We start from the raw sequence: 14520 nt of genomic DNA on the forward strand, positions 1-14520 counted from the left end.
ATCATGTGCAGATGAACTGAAATAGGGTACATTTTTGGTCGTAACCGTGAGAACTAAAAGGATACCATACTCTCGTTGGATTGGGTTATTTATCTATGTTACATTGTTCCGTTAACTGGCTGCTGTACGGCCGCCGCCTGTCTTGCTGGACCGCCGGGGATGACTTATACTCGACCCATACGGCTTGTTCCGGCGACTGACACTAAACTGAGCGATAGAGAGGGAATACATCATGTTTCAAGGGAAAATGAGGACCGTCGCATGGGTAGGCTTCTGGCTGTACACAGCCCTCACCCTATTTTTCTTGTTCGTCAGCTTCAACCGCTCATCGGCTCTGCCGGAGACGGGCTTGCGGTATCATTTAGCATTTGACGGAATTCCCCTGCGGTTTCCGGACAGCGGTTATTCGAATCTCTGGATCTTCAACCTGGGTAACTACCTGGCATTCGTACCGTTCGGGCTAGTGATCCCGCTGCTGATCCGCTGCCGGTTCCTGCCGTTTCTTTTGGTCTTCTTAGCAGCCATTACCGGGATTGAGCTGATCCAGATGGTGACGCATTTGGGCGCGTTCGATGTCAACGATATCGTCATTAATACGCTGGGTGCGACTGTCGGCTATGGCAGCCAGCGGCTGATCCGCCGCGATCGTACGACGCCGGGAGGCTTACTCAAGCTCCTGTTCTCCGGAGCGATCCTGACGTTGACCGTCTACTCCGCCATGAGCGGTCTCAATCATTATCTGGATCATGGACACGGCGAGATCAAGGCGCTGGACCGGCTGCCCCTTGAACATGGCAAGGTGCAGTGGGAGGCACAGCTCAACGGCTTCACAGCAGCGCAGGAGCAGATCAAACCGGCGATCAATCTGTACAGCCGCGATAATCCAAGAAGTCACGAGTTCTCTCTGCGCCTTGATGGACAGTATAAGGAGATTACCGGGAATTTCGCCGTACCCGACGATGCCATACCTGCAGCGGACAGCGGCAGCAGCCGCGTCATTATCAGGGCCGACGGAGAAGAGCTTTACTCCCTGAATGTGAATATCGTACCGGGTGAGAATCAGCCGCTATCCTTCCGGGTTCCGCTTGGAGGAAAGCAGGAGCTGACGCTTGCCGTCTTCAACGATGCTGCCGACCCTCGAACCCATGCGGTAATGTGGGATCTCACGCTCATAGAAGCCAATGCCGGCCAAAAGCTGGCGGCGCGAATTCATCAGTTGCTGGGAGGAGGGTAGCCCATCCGGCAAGTCAAAGCACTCCCAGGCAGGCCTGTCCCCTTTTTTGTATCCATAAAAGGAAAGAGCCGCCCAGTCTATTGACCGTGGCGGCTCTTTCTCATATATTTACGTTCAATCGCAAATTACCATTAAATGTAAAACATATAATTATCCGCCTGGCTCTCTTCCTTGAAGTTGATCAGATCGGATAACGTGGTGGAGTCGAGGACATCGGCGATGCTGTCGCGGATGCGCAGCCAGAGGTCGCGCTTCGCCGGGTCATCTTCTTCTGTGAAGTCTACAGGAGAGATCGGGCCTTCCAGCACGCGGATGATATCTCCGGCGGTGATGGTGCTGGTCTCGCGGGAGAGAATATAACCGCCGTAGGCTCCGCGGATGCTCTTCACGAGTCCCGCATTACGCAGCGGGGCGATGAGCTGCTCCAGATAATGCTCGGAGAGTCCGTTTTTCTCGGCAATGCTCTTAAGGGATGTAGGTCCTTCGCCAAATTTCAGGGCAAGCTCCATCATAATGGTTAATCCGTAACGTCCTTTGGTTGATATTTTCAAAGGGGCACCTCTTTCGGTTTAGTTGCTGGTTTGTTGTAAATATTCGCTGGCTAGACATGAGATCTGTCATATCACCGTATTCCGATGTTTGCTCTCAGCTTATGTTATCATATCTCTGGACACATTTGGAACAGCAAACGGCAATAATTCGCGATTTTGTTCACCAGTGGTGGACAAATTGTCAATAACGGACCGTTTTTCGCTATAATTTGTAGCAGCCGTGTCCTCGTTTGGGGTAGACAGGTATGTTATAATACACAATGAGCCGGGTGTTCAGTGAGAATGCCGGTATTTTGTGCACAGAAAATGGTGATCACGATGACAAAAGCTAATCAGGATATCCGAGTCGTCGTCGGTATGTCGGGTGGGGTCGATTCCTCTGTTACAGCACTGCTGCTGAAGCAGCAGGGGTATGACGTCATCGGCATCTTCATGAAGAATTGGGATGATACCGACGAGTTCGGCGTATGTACGGCGGAGACCGATGCCGAGGATGTACGCCGCGTCTGCGAGCAGATTGACATTCCTTACTATACCGTTAATTTCGAGAAGGAATACTTTGATAAAGTCTTTTCCTATTTCCTCGAAGAATATAAGGCCGGCCGGACACCGAACCCGGATGTGATGTGTAACCGCGAGATCAAGTTCGGAGAATTCCTGAACAAGGCGCTGCAGCTTGGCGCAGATTACGTCGCTACCGGGCATTACGCCCGGGTTGTGGAAGAAGACGGCCTGTTCAAGCTGCTGCGCGGCGTGGACAACAACAAGGACCAGACGTATTTCCTCAATGCGCTGAACCAGTATCAGCTCTCCAAGGCCATGTTCCCGATCGGGCATCTGCCGAAGCCGGAGGTACGGAGAATTGCCGAGGAAGCCGGACTCTATACCGCGAAGAAAAAAGACAGCACCGGCGTATGCTTCATCGGAGAACGCAATTTCCGTGAATTCTTAAGCCAATACCTGCCTGCACAGTCAGGCAATATGGTCGATATCGCCACGGGCGAAGTGAAGGGCCGGCATGACGGCCTCATGTACTACACGCTGGGCCAGCGCCAGGGCCTGGGCATCGGCGGCTCCGGCACCGGCGAACCGTGGTTCGTGGCCGAGAAGGATCTGGCCAGCAATACCCTGTATGTGGTACAGGGCGAGAAGCATGTCAGCTTGTACTCGACCAGCCTTATAGCCTCAGGGGTGAACTGGATCGATCCGGATACACTTGGCGATACACCGCTGAAGTGTACCGCCAAGTTCCGCTACCGCCAGCCGGATCAGGGGGTTACGCTGACGAAGCAGGAGGACGGAACCGTACATGTTGCTTTTGATGTGCAGCAGAAGGCTATTACGCCTGGACAAGCCGTGGTCTTCTATCTGGGCGATACCTGTCTTGGCGGCGGGACGATCGAGACTGCTGAGAAGGTTGTGCCACAGGCGCAGGTCTGATTGCACCCCAGCTAGGGAGCTACCGATATAAAGGAAACCCTGGCAAGTGAAGAGTGCTGGTGCCTCCCCTATTGTGTTCGGTTTTTCGCATACATGCTTCTTAGTACATTCAAAAAAGAACCTTCAAAACCACTATCTGTGGAGTTGAAGGTTCTTTCGCTTTTCAGGATACGAATTTACGCCGGGGCTGGCTTACCGGACGGCAGCCTTACTGCGGCTGAATGCCCCATGACTGGACGCCGTTCAAATACAGCGTTACCCGGTTCCAATCGGTGAAGGCTGTTTTGGTTGGATCGTAGGAGTAATCATCAGCCTCATTGTAATTGCTCCAATCGGATTTGTTGATGCGCAGCTGAATCTCACCGGTGTTCGCACCGGGTGCCAGACTGCCTGCGCCGGCGCTGAAGGCAATCTCCACGTAATAGTCTGCTCCTGTAGCCGCAGGAGCGAGCTTCACGAAGCTGCCAAGCACATTGCTGCCGCCGACTGTTGCATAATCCACATTAAATTGCTGGGCCTTCTCTCCGTCGATCGTGTAGTAATAGCGGAGCTTGACCTTGCTAAGATCTACAGCCGTGGTTCCGTTGTTGACAACACGCAGCTGCGGACGGAACTGTGCATCTGTGGCGTTCGTATCTGTGGTGCGGTATTGAACCACCAGATTCCCTACGGCAGGCGTAGGTGTTGGTGCGACTGTCGGTGTAGCTGTTGGTGTAGTCGTCGCTGTGGCAGTAGGTGTGGTCGTCGCTGTAGCGGTAGGTGTGGCCGTCGGCGCTACTGTCGGTGTAACCGAAGGTGTAGGGGTTGGTGAGGCCGTCGGCGTAGCTGTTGGTGAAGCCGTTGGTGTAGTCGTCGGCGTAGGCGTCGGGCCGGTACCGTTATTAATCAGCCGGTCATATTCCGCGTAGGCTGTAGCGATGTCCACTTGTGACCAGAAGCGGTGGTAGGTGAACTCCGGTGCACCATTCTCCCAAGTCTTGGTTGTTTTGTTGTACGAGCTATTGTACTTGTCTTCCAGGTAACTCCACTTGGGATCATTTTTGATATCCGGGAGAATATCGGTGTAGCTCGCATACACTCCATTACCGCCCTTAGCCGGGTCAGATGGAACTGTCGCGTTCCCCGGAATAGTATTGCCCTGGCCGAAGGTACCGCTCCAGCCTGCAGGGAAATAGACCTCTTTGGTGAAGAACCGGAAATAATCCGCGCGCTTCTCAAGTGTCGTAATGCCCACTCCGTCATTGTAGCCCCAGGCCGTATCCAGCAAGGATTTGGCTAATTGGGAAGCGGTTCCGCCGAGCGCAGTATTGCTGCCATGCTCCGCTTTATTCCCTGCGGCAAAGAAGGTAAGCGCTTTAATGTAACTGCCCAGCACGCCGCTGTCCTGTCCAGGATCTTTGGTCACTGCGTTCAGACCGCTGTTGCCGTTAAAAGTGCTGAACCCGCTCCAGGTATCCGGCTGTCCGTGCCACTCCACATTGCCCGGAATCCAGAACTCGCCGGGTGCGGATACAGTGGCCACCTGCGGATCATCTCCGCCCAGAATCCTGTTCCCTTGCTGATCCAGATAATAGCCGGCGGCATCGGATACCGGACGGCTGCCCGCAAAGGCATAATCTGTAGACCAGTCTATCCAGTTCTCAATGGCCCGTTTGGCCATTTTGAAATTAGCCGAGGTAGTGTCCCCGCTGGAAGCCAGGATGTAATACAGCTCTGCTACCCGTTCCATGCTCCAGGACTGCATCCCGAACCAGTTGTTGGATGGCGGGTCATGATAGACAGGAGCCTCGTCGTAGGCCATGCCGTAGAAGGTGCTTGTGCCTGCCGGATAAGCGCTGTAGGAGCCGTTATAGCTGTTGGTTGCACCGCCCGCAATCGCCCCTTCAGAGGATTGCAGCCAGTTGTAGAATTCCAGCTGGCGGGTCAGCGATTTGCCCCAGTCCGTTCCGGCTGTTGCCGAGGACGGAATCAGTCCTCCGGCTGCGGTCGACAGCGCATAGGCTGCAACCACATTCTGATACCCCTGATGCGCATGGCTGGCGCCGATTCTCCAGGCCCAGTCTCCGCCGGTTCCCAGACCGCCGCCCCAGGCTGTATACCAGGCCAGCAGATACTGGCTGGAATCCTTGCCGGTTCCCGCTTCAGGCGTACCGTCAGCGGCACTGCCGATCTTCTGGAAGTACTTATCGTACATGCCGTAACGCAGGAAGTCGCCCATTTTTTTGGCTTTGTTCAGATAGACTGTATTCGTATAGCCAAGGTCCTTGGCCCAGTACATGGCCTGCACAGCCCGCGCATCCGCATCCGTGGCATTCGTATACCGCCATTGTGCGGAAGGTGCGCTATTTTCCTTGGTGAACAAGGACATGAAGCCTTCATTGGCTTTGCCGAACGTCTTGTTATCCTGTGAAGGGTGGCCTACTGCCTCCCAGACCGATTCCTGCACTCCGCGCTGGAAGGTGTTCACATAACTCGCGGTATGGCTAGGGTTCAGCAGATTGCCGAAGCCGTACCAGTTGTCCACATCCACCAGCCAGTGCATCAGATAGGTCTGGTTATTGCCGTAGGTGGACTTCAGCTCCGCATCCAGCGGGTCCTTGCCCGGAGTGTACTTGCCGTTCAGCGCACTTGGATACAGATCCGGCTGGGCATGCTCCGAGGCGTAGGTTGCCGGACTGTTCGGGTTATAGCTGCTCATGGTCGGCTGCTCCTGCACACCGTCGCCTTCATTGATCGGAATAATGTATTTCTCCATGTTGTCCCAGGCCGCTTCGAGCTTGCTCCAGTCCCCGGTGTTATGGCCGTACAGCACTTCAAGCCACATCCAGTAGCTGTAGGCCTCTGAGGTAGTCATATGCCCATAGTTGGGCGCCTCGCTCAGCAGGGTCTCCACCGAGTGATACGGGATACCTTCAGCCGAGAAATAGCCGCTTGCCGGGTTTTTCAACTGGTCATATAATTGCAGGAATCTTGTCTTCTCCACCGATGCCGCCTTGGCTGTTCCCGGATTGAAATTGAAGATCCCGCTGGTGAGGGATAGCGTCAGAACGGCAGTCATGACTATGGAGGCCGGTTTCTTGAATGAACTTAGCTTCATCATTTCGGCATACTTCCTCTCTGGAATAATTTAGGGTTCCAAGCCCCATACGAGTGTTCCTGCACGGTACAGGGTGACTTTGTTCCAATCCGCGAAGGTCTGCTGGGTTCCGCCATAGGAATAGTCGTTGTTCTCATTGTAGGCAGTCCAATCCGCCTTGTTGAAGCGCACCTGAATCTCCCCGCTATCCGCTCCCGGGGCCAGGCTTCCTGCTCCTGCGGCAAAAGAAATCTCTACATAGGAATCGGCCAGCGCCACAGGCGCACTCAGCTTCCCGAAGGTTCCGCTCAGGTTCCCGCTGCCGACAGCAGCATAGTCACAGTGGAATTCCTGCGGCTTGTCCCCGTCCACGGTGTAGTAATAACGCAGCTTCAAGCCGCTGAGCGCAATGCTCTCTGTTCCTGTATTGACAATCCGGAACTGGCTGCGGACCTGCGAATCGCCAGGACTCGGGTCATTGGTGCGGTACTGCACACGTAAGGCTCCTGTCGTCGGTGTGGTGGTCTCGCGCGGCCGGGCCGTAGCCTGTACAGACGCCAGACTCTCCCCCACACTGTTCGATGCCGTCACCACATAATAATAGTCCACCCCGTTCGTCAGCCCGCTGTCGGTGTAGACAGCTCCGGTTGCGGTAGCAACCGCCGTATAAGGCCCGCCGCTCACCAGAGAGCGCTTGACCGTATACTTGGAAGCTCCGCTGACTGCATTCCAGCTCAGGGCCACGCTGGCATTGCCGGGCTCGGCCTGGAGGCCGGACGGACGGCCCGGAACCTGGGGTTCACCTGGCGTTCCGCCGCCGGAAGGCAGCTCCCCGTAGACTTTGACCCCTGCGTCAAAGACTGGAATATACGGATTCTTCGTCCCGGAGGAAGCATTAGGCGACACTCCCTTGAAGGAGAAGTCATTGCTGTTGTCCCAGAACGTGGTGTTCAGCGGACCGGCAATCCGGAACTGAACCTCCTTGCGGTAAGCGGATTGTCCGCCCGGATAGATCGGTGTGCCGGCGAAATCTACTTTGGTGTAGTAGATATGGTTCGCTTCATCGTAAGGCAGCAGCTGCGAGACCGTTGCGCCCTGATTGTAGCCTCCCGCCTTGACGGTGATATCTCCAGGCCCATACCCTGCAGCTACAGCCTCACTTATGTCCAGATAATAGTTGAAGGACATTTGACTGCTGGAGCGGGCAGGCCACCCCGAGCGGTTATTGATCACTGCACGGATCTCCACAAAATTGCTGCCGCTGGCATTCACGGAGGTCTCAGTGAACATCTCATCCTCACGCGTTTCGGCAGACGGGAAATTCGCCAGCGGCGTCTGACCCTGCCCGTGAAGCAGCATCATTCTGGCCAAAGCGCCGGTAAAGGCTGAATTGTAATCGGTTGCAACTTCGTTGGAGACATAATCGCTGATGGTGTCAGTGTAGCCGTCTGTCTTGGAGGGTCCTCCGACCAGTGCGCCGTACAGCACATGCCGGTGGTTCGCAGGCGTAGTCTGGCTGTCGCTCCAGGAGCCGTGTGAGGTGCGGTGATGAGGATGCTGGGGTGCATTCGCGCCGAAGCCGATTACATAGCTGCTATTGCGCGGATTATCGCCCAGCATGTAGTTAATTTGCCGCTCTGCAAAGGTCTGGGCGGTATTTTTTTTCACCGGATCTGTAACCCAGTCTGCATAGACAAAAGCCATAAAGGCCTGATTAGCCGCATACCGCAGCGCCCCCCATTGGTCCAGATGGGCCAGTCCTCCGGGAGTATAAGCTACCCTGTCAGAGGTACCGTTCACCCCGGTAGTCCAGAACTGCATGTTGCGTTCCGTCGACTGAATGAACTTGGGATCATCGGTGATGCGGGACAGCAGGAGCTGCGCACCGTAATGCTTGTCATCCCAGGATTGGGTCCATTGATACCCCCAGTCTCCGGCCTGGTTGGTCCCCCACAGATCACTGGCGGCAATCGCCTTGTCCAGATAGGTCTGCTCACCGGTAGCTAAATACAGCCAGGCGCCGCCCCAGCTTAATTCATCAGCGTAGCCGCTCCACGAATTGTAATACTGCTTGGCGTCGGTGATGGTATCGGAGTAAGCCCCCCGGTACGTATCGGCAAAATTGTATAATTGCTTCGCATGCAGCAGCAGCTTGTCCGCGTAGGCGGCATCCGAATCCCTGAAAATAATAGAAGCTGAGGCAAGGGCGGCGGCAGTCTCCGCAGCCAGATCGGAGCCGGGATGGGCAGCATCAATCTTGTAGGCAGGACGCGCCATTGGCATGACCTCCGCCGGTCCCCACCAGTTATGGTCCGCCGTACCGTTGCCAACCTGTCCCCACAGCTCATTCGGAGCTGTATGCGCTTTCACAAAATAGTCTGTTGCCCAGCGGATATTGTCCAGAATCTCATCCAGCTGCCCGGATTGCACGTAACCATCCTTGTATTCATAGACAGACCATGCCAGCATCGTGGAGGTGTACGCCATAGGAAATCCGAATTTAACATGATCCCCTGCGTCATACCAGCCTCCCGTCAGATCATGGCCGACATCCGCACCGTCCTGCAGCCCCGAGTCGCCTCTCCACTCCACACGGTTGTTCGCCGGCAGCTCACCCGAACGCTGGGTCTCATAGAAATAGATTGATTTCTGCAGCGCCTCTGCATAATTAACTCCGGCGGCTGCGGCTTCGCTGACAGACGGGTGAATAGCCGTTCCTGATACAATGGTGCAGGCTAACATCAGACTTAGTGATGCCATACAGCCGGTCTTCCGTTTGCTTCGACTCATCCTTACTCATCTCCCTTCGATTTCTTACTTTGGATTCCACTTGAACTCCGGTGATCCCACTTCGACTCCGGCACGCGCCCAATACCTCCCCATTGACAACATTAGACATAGTAATTAGGATTGTTCCATTTACCACCTCTATATTACAAATTAAGGAAGAATAATCCCTATCTAACATATACCACATATAGTAAATTAATTCTATATATTTACAATCTATTTTTCTAAAAATATATCTTTTTTGTCAAAATATTTCTATTCTCGTCCTAATCACCGCTAAAAGTCAAAGATTATATTCGCCAGTAGCACCAAAAACAAAAGAGGGAACTGAGGTGAAGACAGAGTCTATACTACCCCTGTAACAAGTAAGGGTTAACAAGCAAGTCGAAAAACGTATCTTAATTCCTCATTTTCTGATGAATAGACGGAAACAAGTGGATAAACAACATCTGCTACTGGTGTGTTTGTTACTAGGCGGTCAAACAGCAGAATTTAAGTGCTGTTTATCCAACTCCTGTTTCGACAGCGTTCAATCGCTCATCAGTAAGTGCTGTTTATCCACCTGCTGTTCCCGCTTCCCTGATAATCCGCTTATCCGGATCGTTTTCCGGCTGCTCCTGGTCAACTAGGGCCGTCAACTTTTGCCGCCCTAGCCCTCCACACAATAATAGACCACCGCAATGATGCGGTGGCCTCTCTCTGCTTCCCCGAAGGCTGGCAGCTTCTTATATTGTGTACCTTCATTCGCTCTACTTCGCAGAAGCCGAGCGCTATTGCCCATGCCGCAGCTGCTGGTTATGGCGGATCTTCGCCTCATTACCCTGCTCGGTTGCCTGATAGAACACCCTCCGGGAGATCGCCTTCGGAAGATAGTCCTGCTTCACATAATGGCCGGGGAAATTATGGGGATACTGGTATCCCTCATGCCCCAGCTGGGATGCCCCTTTATAATGCGTATCCCGCAGATGCAGCGGCACCTCAGCCGACTTCAGATCCTCCAGGCTGTCCATAACGTTCGCAATGGCCGTTATCACGCCGTTTGATTTCGGACTCTCCACTGCGAAGAGAATCGCCTGCGCGATATTAAGCTTCGCTTCCGGCCAGCCGTTATTGCGGTAGGCATCCAGGGCACTGACCGCCTGAACCATCGCCTGCGGATTAGCCAGGCCGATATCCTCGCTGCTGGCGGCGATCAGGCGGCGGATGAAGGTCATCGGGTCCATCCCGAGCTTCTCCACCGCATAGAGGAACCAGAACAGGGCAGCGTCGCTGGAGCCGCGGATACTTTTGTGAAAAGCGGACAGCACATCGTACTGTGTAGACTCGTCCGCTTTGACAATCGGCCGGCGGATCGACTCCTCCGCCACCTCCAGAGTAATGTGCACGCTCCCGTCACTGTCCGGTGCCGTAGTCATCGCCGCCAGCTCCAGGGCATTCAAGGCGCGGCGGATATCACCGTTAGCCATCGTGGCGATATGCTGCAGCGCGTCTTCGTCTGCCTTCAGGTCCATGAATCCGAGTCCCCGCTGATCGTCGGCAAGCGCCCGCTTCATCGCCACCAGGCTATGCTCACTCGTCAGGGACTCCAATTGGAACAGGGTCGAGCGGCTCATCAAGGCCCCATTCACATAATGGAACGGATTCTCTGTGGTTGCGCCGATGAAGGTAATCGTTCCCTTCTCCACTGCGGGCAGCAGCGCATCCTGGCGGGAGCTGTTGAAGCGGTGTACCTCGTCCAGGAACAGAATCGTCTTCGAGCCATACAGCGCCTTATTGCTCTGGGCACGTTCAATGACCTCCCGCACATCCTTCACCGAGGCCTCCACCGCATTCAGACGCACAAATTCACCTTGGGTATGATGCGATATGATGTGAGCCAGGGTAGTTTTGCCGCAGCCCGGTGGTCCGTACAGCAAGATGGAAGAGACCTGGTCCGCTTCAATCGCCCTGCGCAGCAGCTTGCCCTTGCCTACAATATGCTCCTGTCCGATATATTCATCGAGAGTTCCGGGCCGCATCCGGTCCGCAAGCAGCCGCCCATTTCTGTTCCCGTTATCTTCATCAAGCGAGAATAAATCCATAACTCCACTTCCTTGCTGTAATCTGATATCATCTCAAAAGAATAACTATACTGCTTCTATCATACCATACCCGGCAGCATTCATTAAAAAGAGCATGACCTCGCCATCACCGGCGGAGCCATGCTCTTTGTTCTATTCTTAGAACTTGTATATTACGGGACGGTGTCCAAATTATCTGGCTAGCTCTTAAGGGCCAGCCGCATTTTTGAAATGATTTTGCGGATACTTTCTTCGGATAAATGATATCTCTTCTGCAGCTCGTTCACCGAGCAGCCGCTGCTGTGACTGCAGAAGATCTCTTCATTGCGGGTGGCAATCTCTTGCCGGGAGCCGCTGTTCTCGCCCCATTTCACCCGTTCTTCCGCTTTCTTGGGGATGTATAACAGCTCACCCTGTATGTAGCCCTGCAGCTCTTCGAGCAGTCCCGGGGGGAGCACATCCTTTCCATTGACGTAACTCACGTTCAATTTCCTCCTTCAACAGGTGTATTCCGTTAAGTCCGATCACTGTGCTGTTCAGAATAATCATTCCACCTGCCTCCTTTCTTCTCCTCAAATTTGGTAAATCACCTAAATTCATTATATTAAACCCTACGGTTATCGTCTACAATCATTGTTCATCAGGGATCTGTCAGTGGTTGGTCAGTGTAATTCTATATATTGGAGTAACACGGAAATACATCGCCGCTTATACATAAGGAGGCCTCGCGGCCTCCCGTTTAACAGGTCTCCGTCTTAGACGGAAACCACCTCGTATTCTGAAAACATATCTTCAGCCTCCTTCCAGAAGTAATCTTGCCCGGCCGGACACTTATTATTAAGCCACAGGCAGCCCCTGGTTACAAGTTCAAGAATAATTATAATCGTTCTCCACCTGAAGGCTAACGTGATCACGACTTTCAGGAGGAAGGAACAGGGAGAATTCAAATTGAAATTTTTTTTGACGAAAAACTAAATTTTTAGTCGATTCATGTCGAAATACATATTAAATTATCTAGTTACTTCGAGATATGGAAATAAATTTTAATCCTTATCCATTCAGAAATTCAGGAGGAACTTCCATGACAACACCACAAAAACCACGAAACCGCCTATTCCGGATCACGAAGCTACGAACAGAACTGATGCTGCTGATTATTACAGCTATTGTGCTGCCCTCATTGGCATTGGTTGCCATATCCACGCAAACCTCAGAATCCGCCCTGCGCTCCAAAATGGAAGATACCACCCGCTCCAGCATCCATCTCCTGGATAAAACCCTGTCACAATTGATTCTGCTGGAGAGCGCAGGGGTGAATGAGCTGGCCTATCAGATGAGCAGTGCCGGGCTTACGAACCAGTCTGCACAGCTGCGGAAGCTGATCGACAACTTCAAGCTGGAGCATCCTGAAGTAGATATCGTGGCTCTGGGTAACGACGAAGGGAAATACATGTTCGCGCCGGATTCTAAGCCGGAGAATTATGATCCCCGCATACGCGACTGGTACATAGATGCACTGAAGGCCCCGGAGAGCACATCGGTAATTGATCCTATTTTCTCCAAAGTAACGAACAGCTATATCCTGCCGGTGTCCAAGGCTTTTCCGGACGGCAAGGGGGCAGTTACGATCAGCATCAGCATGAACCAGCTTATGGAGCTGGCCAAGAATGTCAGTCTGGGGGACAGCGGCTACGTCTTCATCCTGGACGGTAACCACAAGGTGATCTATCACCCTGCGATGGAGATTGCTGCAGAAGCCACAGGCGCGATGGTCGCTGGCATTAACAAAGGCCCGGCAGGCAAAATCTCCTACAAAGATGCCGCAGCCGGTACGCAAATGGACGGGTTCTACATCACCAATGAGCAGACCGGATTCACCTTGGCCGGAGTGCTTCCTGAGAATGAATACACGAGGGCGGTCTACCCCATTATGTACAAATCTGCCATCGTTCTCGTCGTTGCTCTGCTGGTTGCTGTAGTCATTACCTTCCTGATTATCCGCCGGATCACCAGGCCGGTAGAACGCCTGAACCGTTCCGCCAAAAGGGTAAGCGAAGGATATCTGGATGAATCTGTTCAGACCAGCCGCAAGGATGAGATCGGTGAACTGGCCGGCAATTATAATGAAATGGTCGCTTCTCTGCGCCGGATGGTACAGGAGGTTGCCGAGACCTCCGGCCAGCTCGCCGCGGCCAGCGAACAGCTCACCGCCAGCACCGCTGAGAATAGCAAGGCGGTCGAGTATGTGACAGAGCTGGTTGAGGAATCTACCCGGGGAGTGGAAATCCAGGCCTACGCATCTGCCGAAGTCGCTACAACCATGGAGGAGATGTCCACCGGTATCCAGAAGATCGCATCCGCCTCAGAGGCGATTGTGGGCGCCGCGATACTGACGGAAAAGGATGTCTCCACCGGCAGTTCCAGAATGCAGGAGGTCGGGGAACAAATGAAGACCATCCGCGATTCCGTGCAGCAGTCCGGCACCCTGATCGCTGAGCTTAACGGGTTAAGCACCAAGGTGGCAGAGACCAGTACTGCGATCTCCGCCATTGCCAAGCAGACCAATCTCCTGTCGCTGAATGCCGGTATCGAAGCGGCCCGGGCCGGAGAACATGGCAGAGGCTTCGCTGTCGTTGCCGGTGAAGTACGCAAGCTGTCGGAAGCCACGAACAGCAGCGCCGGGCAAATCCAGGAGACCATCTCCGAGATGGTGCGCCTGATCGCCAGTGCCTATGATGTGATGAAGCATAAGGTAGCCGGGGATGTGGAGCAAGGCTTGGCGCTCACGCTGGAGGCCAATGAAGCCTTCATGCAGATTGAAGAGTCCACCCGGCAGGTCGGTGAGCAGATCCATGAGGTCTCGGCCATTACGGAGCAAATGTCGGCGAGCAGCTCAGAAGTAGCCGCCTCCGTCCAGGAGATGGCCAAGATTGCCCGGGCGGCGCTCGACTCCTTCCAGAGCGTCACAGCAGCTACCGAGGAGCAGCTTGCCTCGATGGAGGAGATCACCTCCTCCTCCGCAGCGCTCTCCGGCATGGCCTCCGATATGCAGGGGCAGGTGGAACGGTTCCACTTCGAGCCGAAAGGCAAGGCTTAAGCGCAGACGGAGGATATCTGGTAGATGGTATCCGGCTGATGCTTCGGAGGACGCTTCGATGGCTTAGGGAGGCGGCTTGGGGACGGACGATTAGATAACTTAGAGAGGCGGCTTGGGGACGCACGATTGGTTAGCTTAGGGAGACAGGTTGGGGACGGACGATTGGTTAGCTCAGGGAGGCCGCTTGGGGACGGACCATTGGTTAGCTTAGAGAGACGGCTTGGGTAGGCGCTTTGGGGACACTGGGATAGGCGCTTGGGGGACACTCCGCT

8 protein-coding genes are annotated in these 14520 nt (G+C 54.0%); 3 read left to right on the forward strand and 5 right to left on the reverse strand.

Going from position 1 to position 14520, the window contains the following annotated elements; all coding sequences use genetic code 11:
- Positions 1 to 232: 232 nt before the first annotated feature.
- On the forward strand, positions 233 to 1234 hold the full coding sequence (locus KDC22_RS25650) for a VanZ family protein (RefSeq protein WP_211720812.1): 1002 nt from the start codon (positions 233 to 235) through the stop codon (positions 1232 to 1234).
- 131 nt (positions 1235 to 1365) lie between these two features.
- Here the strand turns inward: KDC22_RS25650 and cymR are convergent, their stop codons facing one another.
- Positions 1366 to 1785, reverse strand: coding sequence for a cysteine metabolism transcriptional regulator CymR (cymR, locus tag KDC22_RS25655; protein WP_173128615.1), 420 nt, complete (start codon positions 1783 to 1785; stop codon positions 1366 to 1368).
- Positions 1786 to 2103: 318 nt separating this feature from the next.
- Between cymR and mnmA the strand changes: the two genes are divergently transcribed.
- Complete coding sequence (mnmA, locus tag KDC22_RS25660; protein ID WP_211720813.1) at positions 2104 to 3225, forward strand: tRNA 2-thiouridine(34) synthase MnmA; 1122 nt, start codon at positions 2104 to 2106, stop codon at positions 3223 to 3225.
- A gap of 208 nt (positions 3226 to 3433) precedes the next feature.
- Here mnmA and KDC22_RS25665 read toward each other — a convergent pair whose 3' ends face one another.
- The 4 genes from KDC22_RS25665 to KDC22_RS25680 form a co-directional block, all read right to left on the reverse strand.
- Complete coding sequence (locus KDC22_RS25665; protein WP_211724197.1) at positions 3434 to 6322, reverse strand: glycoside hydrolase family 48 protein; 2889 nt, start codon at positions 6320 to 6322, stop codon at positions 3434 to 3436.
- Between the two features lie 30 nt (positions 6323 to 6352).
- On the reverse strand, positions 6353 to 9091 hold the full coding sequence (locus tag KDC22_RS25670; RefSeq protein WP_211720814.1) for a glycoside hydrolase family 9 protein: 2739 nt from the start codon (positions 9089 to 9091) through the stop codon (positions 6353 to 6355).
- A 770-nt stretch (positions 9092 to 9861) separates the two neighbouring features.
- Complete coding sequence (locus tag KDC22_RS25675; RefSeq protein WP_173128624.1) at positions 9862 to 11172, reverse strand: replication-associated recombination protein A; 1311 nt, start codon at positions 11170 to 11172, stop codon at positions 9862 to 9864.
- A gap of 179 nt (positions 11173 to 11351) precedes the next feature.
- Complete coding sequence (locus KDC22_RS25680) at positions 11352 to 11633, reverse strand: CD3324 family protein (RefSeq protein WP_211720815.1); 282 nt, start codon at positions 11631 to 11633, stop codon at positions 11352 to 11354.
- A 599-nt stretch (positions 11634 to 12232) separates the two neighbouring features.
- Here KDC22_RS25680 and KDC22_RS25685 point away from each other — a divergent pair.
- Positions 12233 to 14248 (forward strand): methyl-accepting chemotaxis protein, encoded by a 2016-nt coding sequence (locus KDC22_RS25685; protein WP_211720816.1) that lies wholly within the window; start codon positions 12233 to 12235, stop codon positions 14246 to 14248.
- Positions 14249 to 14520: the final 272 nt, after the last annotated feature.

Source organism: Paenibacillus tritici (assembly GCF_018207515.1).
Taxonomy (GTDB): Bacteria; Bacillota; Bacilli; order Paenibacillales; family Paenibacillaceae; genus Paenibacillus_AQ; species Paenibacillus_AQ tritici.

Excerpts from the sequence above, each read along its gene's own strand:
- KDC22_RS25650 (WP_211720812.1), top strand. The coding sequence starts at position 233 with ATGTTTCAAGGGAAAATGAGGACCGTCGCATGGGTAGGCTTCTGGCTG.
- mnmA (WP_211720813.1), top strand. The coding sequence starts at position 2,104 with ATGACAAAAGCTAATCAGGATATCCGAGTCGTCGTCGGTATGTCGGGT.
- KDC22_RS25665 (WP_211724197.1), bottom strand. The coding sequence starts at position 6,322 with ATGAAGCTAAGTTCATTCAAGAAACCGGCCTCCATAGTCATGACTGCC.
- KDC22_RS25670 (WP_211720814.1), bottom strand. The coding sequence starts at position 9,091 with ATGAGTCGAAGCAAACGGAAGACCGGCTGTATGGCATCACTAAGTCTG.
- KDC22_RS25675 (WP_173128624.1), bottom strand. The coding sequence starts at position 11,172 with ATGGATTTATTCTCGCTTGATGAAGATAACGGGAACAGAAATGGGCGG.
- KDC22_RS25685 (WP_211720816.1), top strand. The coding sequence starts at position 12,233 with ATGACAACACCACAAAAACCACGAAACCGCCTATTCCGGATCACGAAG.